Here is an 8,499-nt window from a genome sequence, read left to right as displayed (position 1 = left end):
GGGATCGGCACGCTCTGGCGGTTTTTCGACCGCCGCGGCATCACTGTGAAAAAAAGAGCGGCCATGCGAGCGAACAGGAGCGCGCGGATGTGAGCGCGGCGCGGCTGGCCTGGTTCGAGGCCCAGCCCGATCTCGACCCCGAGCGCCTCGTCTTCATCGACGGTGAGGCGCGCGCCATCGGTTCGAGCAGTGTGCCGAGCGGGCTGAACGCGAGGATGGCCCGGCCGCGCTGGGTGTGTGGGACAGATGTGCGCAATGGCCAAGCGGATCGGTTTGAAATTAAATTGCAATCAAAGATCCTTCTGTACGGCTCAGATTGGTAGACCTGTGTCCACTTGGGAAACTACGCGAAACTAAAACCGACTGTTCCCAGATATAGGAGAAGCCATGTCCAGGCGCCATCGGCGCTCTACTGCTCCTGGAATTAAAAGATCATGGAGTCTGACGTAGAAAGTACGCGGATTTCGAATGTATCTATAAAAACGCGGAGCTATTTCTCCAAAGAATGCGGAACTATATTTGCGATTTGGATCGAGTTTTGAAAGCGCCTTGACCCGCTCTGTTTGATATCGATTTCGCCATCCGATATCGTTTATTTGTGATGTAATGCTATCAGAATGCAAACGAAAAGCACCAATTCTTTCATGGAACACTTTTGTTTGAGCGCCGGCACGTACGAGATCGAAAATCAATTCGGCGTCCCAACAAGTGTGATTTGACTCGTTAAAACCGCCAACACGGTGAAACTTAGCGAGTCTGAAACTCGTCCCTTGCTGAACAGTGATAGCGCTGCGCTCCAACAAGGTCTCACGCGTTACCTTCGTCGGGACCATCTCACGCAAGGGACGACCAAGGCTATTAACCATCCAGGCTCCACAAAAAATAACGTCTACATCCGCGCACTTTTCCCAAAGGCAACGTAATTTTTCAATGGCACGCGGCAGCAGAAAATCGTCTGCATTGATAAAATAACCATAGCGTCCGTGCGCGTGAGCGAACCCCTTATTGAGCCCATCAGCAGGCCCATTGTCTGGCTCGAGTATCAACCGGTCGATATCGGAGCGATACCTCTCCAAGATTTCGCGACTGGAGTCTTTGGAACCTGCATCGACCACGATATATTCAACATCTTTCGGCTTGTTTTCCAGGACAGATTCGACGCACTGGCGCAAATACTGCCCCTGATTAAAAGAGATCGTCACAATGGAGAGGAAGGGCGTCATATTTTGGCTCTTTGTTCCGGAACTTATGGATGCAACTAATCATGAAATATCACAGCAATTTTGTCAAGTTGTTGTAAACGCGTAGATATCGGCTGCTGGCGCTCAGGGTTTTGAGTTCGTGGGCGAAAGTTTGGAGTCCGACCCGAAATTCCTGCTGCACGGGCCAGGCATCGGATCAGCAGCATGACGGAGGCTGCGCAGACGAGCGCTTCGGCGGCGGCAATGGTCGCTTCGAAGTCCTTGCCGATCCGCCGGTTTCGGCCGATACAACGCCGTCCGGTCTCACAGCTTCCCCGGCTGAACACCCCTTGGCGGCGGAAACACTCGCTCGACTGAGCCCACCGGTCGTGGTCCGACCCATGGAAGGGCCCCGGCCGCGCCCGCCTTCTTCAAACGCTCCCCACAGTGTTGCATAAGAGTGGCTGCACAGGTCGGCGCCGGTCAGGAAGGCCGGCGGACGGATTGTACGAACGAGGAGGCCCATGACAATGGTTCCGGACGGGAGAAACGTTCCGAAGACGGACCGGCTGTGCCGCCTATGCGGCTCCAACGAGACGACGGTTTTTCAAGTCATCGACCGCTTCACCTACACTGAATGTTCGCGATGCCATTTTCGCCAAGTGGCGGAGACACTGAGCTCCGCGGAGATTGCGGCATTCTATGAGAGCGGCTACGGCACACCCCGCCACCGACAAGGCCAAACCGTCAATGCCGGCGTCAATATGTGCGTTCTGGAGCGACTCGGCCTTGCCGACGCGCCGGCCCGCGCGCTGGACGTCGGATGCGGCTACGGCTTCCTCCTCGCCGCGCTGAGGTCCAGAGGCTGGCCTGACCCGGTCGGCGTCGAGCTGTCTAACCACGAGGCGGACTATGCCCGCCGGGTCCTCGGGGCGACTGTCCACGAGTCACTGGACGAAGTCGAACCAGCCTCTTTCGATATCGTCCTCGCTTTGGAGGTGGTCGAGCATATCCTCCACCCCCTCGAGTTCGTGCGCGAGATCGCCCGCCGTGCCCGCCCAGGTGGCATCGTGGTGATCGGAACTGACAATTTTCGGTCCTGGCCGGTGCAGGCGATGGGAAGTGCCTTTCCGAAATGGATTCCCCATGAACATATCAGTCTATTTGACTCGCACACGCTGCCTCTCCTTCTTGAGAAGGCGGGGCTCACGGTTGAGCGTACGCTGTCATTCACCCCCTGGGAACTGCTCGCCAGGGCAGCTGCTTACCGCCTCTCTGGCCGGCGGGTGGGCGGTCGCGAATTCCGCTTGGAGACGGTGCGCCAAGACGAGGAGGACAGGCCCTATCCTCTGTTCGGCCTGCGCGCACGCGCGAACAAGCACTGGGCGCGGCTGACCGCCGCGCAACATCTCGGCAAGGAAATGATGATTGCCTCGGCCCGCGTGCCGCCCGCCGCTGCGGCGGCGAACTGAGATGCGGAAGGCCCACAGTGAAAGCGATTGGAGAGACCAGTCATTGATGCGATCATTCGTCAAACGGCGCCCAACGGGAACCCCGGCCGAAATCATGGAAATGCATTGTTTTTCTTCTTTTTCGGCCTTCCAGCGCGGTCAGCTCCGGTGCCATTCGCAACCCGGTCATCGAGTTGAAGAATGGCTTCCAGTCAATGAGTTACTCCGGTTCGATTGGAGGTGAATTTCAGGCGCCGTGATCTGCTCCCCGGGCTGTCCTCAGCTATCAGTTGCTCCTGTTCTCGGTATGGTGCGATCCGGACCGGGTTGGGAGCGGGCGCAGCTGGTCGGGCTGGGGCAATACCGGGCGCTCACGCGACGATGACAATAGCCTAAGCGGCTGAATCTCCGGCTGACACCAAAGACGGGGACATTTGGCGCCTTCCGTAACGCCGCGTGCGCCAGTTCCATTCAGGGCTGTTCTGCCAGGACCTCTCCAACGGTCCTCTCCAACGGTCCTCATTCGCGGCGGGTGCGTCGTACAGAAAGGAATTGGTCTGGCATTAGCTCAACTAATGCCAGACCGCACAACATTCTCGTTTGCGGCGCGACGCCTTCCCGCATTACCGCTGTAGCCGTTCGGCCCAGTGGTCGTGCCCGGTCCTGCCTGATGGCGGGGCGGGCCAGCGCAGCAATGCGAAGGGAGGCAAATCATGGCTGTCCGGCTCACTTTGGAAGGCATCTATACCCCCGTCATCACGCCGATGAACGGCGATGGCAGCTTCGAGCTCGACGCCCTGGCCGAGCTGGCCGAGCGCCTGATCGGCGCCGGGGTCCACGGCTTGATCTCCGGTGGGTCCACCGGCGAGAGCTATGCGCAAACGGTCGAGGAGCGACTGCACGCTGCCCGCTTTCTGGTGGAGCGTGCCAAGGGCCGGGTGCCGGTCTTCATCGGCACCGGCGCCATGCGCACGCCGGACTCGATCGCGCTGGCCGAGGGCGCCAGGGAGATGGGGGCGGACGGGCTACTGCTGGGCACGCCGCCCTATTCGGTGCCGACCGAGCGCGAGAACGCGCTGAACGCGCTCGCCATCGACCGCGCCGCGGACCTGCCGGTGATCCTGTACAACTACCCCGGCCGCATGGGCGTCTCGATGGGGCGCGAATTCCTCGACCTGGTGGGGCAGTCGCGCAACGTCATCGGCATCAAGGAGAGCTCGGGCGACATCAACCGGCTGCACCTCTTGGCCCATGACTACCCGCAGATCCAGATGAGCTGCGGCATGGACGACCAGGCGCTGGAGTTCTTCGCCTGGGGCGCCCGCAGCTGGATTTGCGCCGGGTCCAACTTCCTGCCCGAGGCCCATATATTCCTCTACGAGACCTGCGTCCTGCGGGGCGACTTCGCCACGGGTCGCCGGATCATGTCGGCGATGATGCCGCTGATGCGCGTTCTCGAGCAGGGCGGCAAGTTCATCCAGTGCATCAAGCACGGCGTCGAGACCACTGGCCTGCGCGCCGGTCCGCTGCGCCCGCCGCTGCAGGGCCTCGATGAGGCGGAGAAGGCCGAGCTGGAAGGCGTGATCCGTACGCTGAACGATGCGCTGGAGACGATCCGCCGGGAGGCGGAGGACGCCAGGCGCGCCGGCTGACCGCGGGCCGGGAGCGATAAACATGCGCGAGGTAAAGCGGGCGCCGGTCCACACCGGCCGCTCGGGCTGGGAGGCGATCCTGCCGTCTGCGCCTGAGCGGGCCGCGTTGGCCGGCGAGACCGGCTGCGATGTCGCCATCGTCGGCGCGGGCTTCGCCGGGCTCTCGGCTGCGCGGCGGCTGTTGCAGATCGACCCCGCCCTCTCGGTGATCGTGATCGATGCGGGACGGATCGCCGAGGGGGCCGCGGGGCGGAACTCGGGCTTCATGATCGATCTGCCGCACGAGCTGACCTCGTCGGACTATGCCGGAGCCGGCGAAGGGCGCGACCAGGTGCTGACCCGGCTCAACCGCGGCGCCATCGATTTCGCCGGCGAGGCGGTGCGCGACTATGGCATCCCCGAGGGCTATTTCCGGCGCACCGGCAAGATCAACGGCGCGGCCACCGAGGTCGGGCTGAGCGCCAACACGAGCTATGCCGCGCATCTGCGCGCCCTCGGCGAGCCCCATGAACTGCTGGACGCGCGGGCGATGCAGGAGATCACTGGCAGCGGCTATTATACCGGCGGTCTCTTCACTCCCGGCACGGCCATGCTCCAACCAGCGGGCTATGTGCGTGGCCTGGCGCGGGGGCTCGAGGGCGCAGGCGCGAGGATCTTCGAGAACTCGCCGGTGCGCCGCTTCGACGACACGGCCCAGGGCTGGCGCCTGATGACCGATGGCGGGCAGATCGAGGCGACGCGGGTTATCCTCGCGAACAACGGTCATCTCGAGAGCTTCGGTTTCAAGCGCGGGCGTCTGATGCACATCCTGCTCGGCGCCTGCATGACCGGCGAACTGGATTCGGAGGCACTCGACCGCCTCGGCGGGCGGGAGTGCTGGGGCATCACCCCCTCCGACCCGATGGGCACGACGGTACGCCGAATCTCGACCGCCCAGGGCGGCAAGCGGATCATCGTCCGCCAGGGCGCCTATTACCGCCCCGGCATGGCGACCTCGACGCGCGAGATGGCGCGGCTCACGCGGCGGATGCGCGCGAAGTTCGATGCCCGCTTTCCGCTACTCGCCGGCTTGGCGTTCGAATATGCTTGGTCTGGCCACCTCTGCCTGAGCCAGAATGCCGTCTCGGTCATGCGCGAGCTGGAACCAGGGCTGTTCGCGGCTTGCGTCCAGAACGGGCTCGGCACGGCCCGGGGCACGCTGACCGGGATCGGCGCGGCCGAGCTGGCTTGCGGCCGGACCAGCGCCGTGACCGACTTCTTCCTGGCCGAGGGCGAGCCCTCGCGCCTGCCGCCGCATCCGTTCGACACAATTGGCGCGAACGCATATCTTCGCTGGAGGGAGTGGCGGGCCCGGCTCGAATGATCGGGGGCTCAGCGACAGGATCAGCCGATGTCACCGGTCAAGCGCAGATACCTCCCGTCGCTTGGGTCGTTCGCGACCTTCGAGGTGGCCGCCAAGCATCTGAGCTTCACCCTCGCCGCCCGCGAGCTGAACATCACCCAAGGCGCGGTCAGCCAGCAGATCAGGCTGCTGGAACGCGCGCTGGAGACGCCGCTCTTCATCCGCAAACACAATGCGCTGGAGCTGACCCGGGACGGTGCGACCTTGCTCGCCGCCGTGTCCTCCGGTCTCGACACGATCAGTGCGGCTGTCTCGCTGCTGCGACCTGACGCCGCTCCGCAGATGGTGACAATCTCGGCGACCGACGGCATGGCGAGCTATTGGCTGAAGCCCCTGGCCGACAGCTTCCGGGCCAGTTTCCCGGAGGTCGGCTTCGTGATTCTCGCCTCGGACGAGGACGATACGCTGCGCAACTACGCCGATGTGGACCTGGCGCTCCTGTGCGGCAACGAGCGCTGCGAGGTTGGCGAGACGCTGCATTTCCTGTTCAAGGAAATCGCGCAGCCGGTTTGCAGTCCCGCCTACCTGGAAGCCCACGGCCCGTTTGGTGATGCGGAAAGCCTCAACCGGGCAAACCTCCTGCACCTGCACGAGCACCACTGGACCGCCTCGGCCATCGACTGGCACCCGCTGGGCTGGGAGGAATGGTTCCATGCCCAGGGCGCGGTTTGGGCGAAGGGGCGATCGAGCCTGACCAGCAACAAGGTGTCGGTGCTGACGGACGCCACCCTGGCGGGCGAAGGGGTGATGCTGGGTTGGCTGCACATGGTGCAGCGCCATCTCGAAGACGGGCGCCTCGTCAAGGCGCATGCTTCGTCCGTGACAGCGGGACGCGGTAATTTCCTGAAGTGCCAGTCGACTTCGCTCGCAAGACCACCGGTGGCGCGCTTCGTCGAGCATTTGCTGGCGTCGCTGGGCAAGGCGCCCGCCGACGCGGGGAAATCCGTGCGGGAAGAATAGATCCGATATTGGAACAACTCGGACGGTTCGAGAGGGCGGCTCCGATGGACGGGGTGGGTAAGCATCAAATGCGATAGCAAGATCCCAGGAAGGGTCCCCGCGTTTTGGGCACTTGTGACACCAAGCGCACGCGCGAGCTTTTTTGTCGATTCGGTTCAGCCGCGCTTCGAAGCCAAGCCTAATCACGCAAGATTTCCGGCCCCAACGCGGCTTGACGCGCCCGGTCATGCTCCCATGTGACATACCGATTGGCGGACCCTGCCGGCCACCGTGAGCAGTCCGATCTGGGCTCGCCGTCGGGCGCCAGTTCACAGATGGGCCGCTGGCGGCCGACTGTCCGGCGATCAGCTATGCTGGTTTTCGGGCCGGTGGCCTCCCATCGCCTGCGTGGCGCCCCAGATCATCGTCAGGGCAAGCACGAAGACCAGCACCATGGCCGTTCCGCCGTGTTCCATGGCCAGACCGCCGATCGTGCCGCCAAAGAAGATTCCGATGAACTGCGAGCTGGAATAGAGACCCGAGGCGGTCCCCTTGGCCGACGCCGGCGCGGCCTTGGTCAGGGCCGAGGGCAAGAGCGCCTCGAGCGTCGTGAAGGCGGTGAAGTAGATCACGAGGGCGGCGACGATCGCGATCTCGTTGCCGCCCAAAAGCAGCAGGATGAACTCGCTGAGCACGATCAGTCCGATGCACAGGAGGCGGATCTCGCTCATACGTCCGTTCTTCTCGGCCACGATGACAAAGGGCACCATGAGGATCGCTGCCGCGACCAGGACCGGCAGATAGAGCACCCAGGACGAACCGCCCCCGAGATTCAGCGTGCGCAACAGGATCGTGGGAACCGCCAGGAACAGAGCGGTCATCGTCGCATGCAGGGTGAAGATGGCGAAATCCAGGTCCAGCAGGCGCCGTTCGGTCACGAGCTGGCGCAGGCTGGCGCGGGCAATCCCGATTCCGGCCTCGTGGACCTCGCGCGTCGGGATGACGGCGGAGGCGACGGCGATGCCGGCCAGCGCCAGAACGGCAGTGAGCCAGAAGATGCCCGACAGGCCGGCAAAAGTCGCGATCAGCGGCCCGAGAACGACCGCCACCATGAACGAGAACCCGATCGAGACGCCGACGATGGCCATGGCCCGGGTCCGTGTCTCCGACCGGGTGACATCGGCGACCGAGGCCAGCAGCACCGACCCGATGGCGCCCGCGCCTTGCAGCGCGCGGCCGACGAGCACGCCCCAGATCGAATGAGACAGCGCGGCAATGATGCTGCCGAGGCACAAGACAGCAAGCCCGCCGACCACCATGGCTCGGCGGCCCAGCCGGTCGGAGAGCAGGCCGAACGGGATCTGCAGCAGACCTTGCGTCAACCCGTAGGCCCCGAGGGCGAGGCCGATCGTGGTCGGCGTGGCGCCCGACAGACCCCCGGCGAAATGCGCGAACACCGGATAGATCATGAACAGCCCCATAAGCCGCGTCATGTAGATCGCTGCAATGGCTGCAGTGGAGCGGAATTCGCTCCGGGTGAGGCTGGTCTGGTTCTTTTGACGGCGCATGATCCCTCGCTCGGGCGGAACTCCAGAACATGACGGCAAGCCCACCGCCGCGCTTCACGTAACACCGAAGGGTATCTACGAGGAAGGCGGGTATGGACCCATTCCACGCGCCGCGAATTGTCGCACTCCTTGATCTCCAGGGCTACGATAGGCCCAAGGCGTGTGCCATCAAGGCCGCGCGGTCGGCTGGCCGGGGCGACCGAGGCGGCGGCCGGCGCCGCGCGAACGCTCGAATACCCTGTGAATCCCCCTGCAAACAGGACCTGCGACGCTGGTGCCGACACCGCGGCGGACTGCGCGCGCCAC

General features: G+C 63.6%; 6 protein-coding genes and 1 pseudogene. 5 read left to right on the top strand and 2 right to left on the bottom strand.

Annotated elements, in window-relative coordinates:
• A pseudogene (locus AC32QD_RS08340) lies at positions 1-171 on the top strand (IS630 family transposase); the annotation flags it as partial.
• Between the two features lie 182 nt (positions 172-353).
• Here AC32QD_RS08340 and AC32QD_RS08335 read toward each other — a convergent pair.
• Positions 354-1,223 carry a glycosyltransferase gene (locus tag AC32QD_RS08335; RefSeq protein WP_492010029.1) on the bottom strand — a complete coding sequence of 290 codons (870 nt, stop codon included), beginning with the start codon at positions 1,221-1,223 and terminating at the stop codon, positions 354-356.
• A 482-nt stretch (positions 1,224-1,705) separates the two neighbouring features.
• Between AC32QD_RS08335 and AC32QD_RS08330 the strand changes: the two genes are divergently transcribed.
• From AC32QD_RS08330 to AC32QD_RS08315, 4 genes are all read left to right on the top strand, one after another.
• Positions 1,706-2,653 (top strand): class I SAM-dependent methyltransferase, encoded by a 948-nt coding sequence (locus tag AC32QD_RS08330; protein WP_492010028.1) that lies wholly within the window; start codon positions 1,706-1,708, stop codon positions 2,651-2,653.
• Between the two features lie 692 nt (positions 2,654-3,345).
• The gene (locus AC32QD_RS08325) at positions 3,346-4,284 is read left to right on the top strand and encodes a dihydrodipicolinate synthase family protein (protein ID WP_492010027.1); all 939 of its coding nucleotides are present in this window, start codon (positions 3,346-3,348) and stop codon (positions 4,282-4,284) included.
• A 22-nt stretch (positions 4,285-4,306) separates the two neighbouring features.
• Complete coding sequence (locus AC32QD_RS08320) at positions 4,307-5,647, top strand: NAD(P)/FAD-dependent oxidoreductase (RefSeq protein WP_492010026.1); 1,341 nt, start codon at positions 4,307-4,309, stop codon at positions 5,645-5,647.
• Between the two features lie 27 nt (positions 5,648-5,674).
• Positions 5,675-6,646, top strand: a complete 972-nt coding sequence (locus AC32QD_RS08315; protein WP_492010025.1) for a LysR substrate-binding domain-containing protein — start codon at positions 5,675-5,677, stop codon at positions 6,644-6,646.
• A 344-nt stretch (positions 6,647-6,990) separates the two neighbouring features.
• Here AC32QD_RS08315 and AC32QD_RS08310 read toward each other — a convergent pair whose 3' ends face one another.
• Positions 6,991-8,193: an MFS transporter gene (locus AC32QD_RS08310; protein WP_492010024.1), complete on the bottom strand. Its 1,203-nt coding sequence runs from the start codon at positions 8,191-8,193 to the stop codon at positions 6,991-6,993.
• Positions 8,194-8,499 lie beyond the last annotated feature (306 nt).

Source organism: Thermohalobaculum sp., from assembly GCF_058622915.1.
This window is presented reverse-complemented; position numbering and strand designations above follow the sequence as displayed.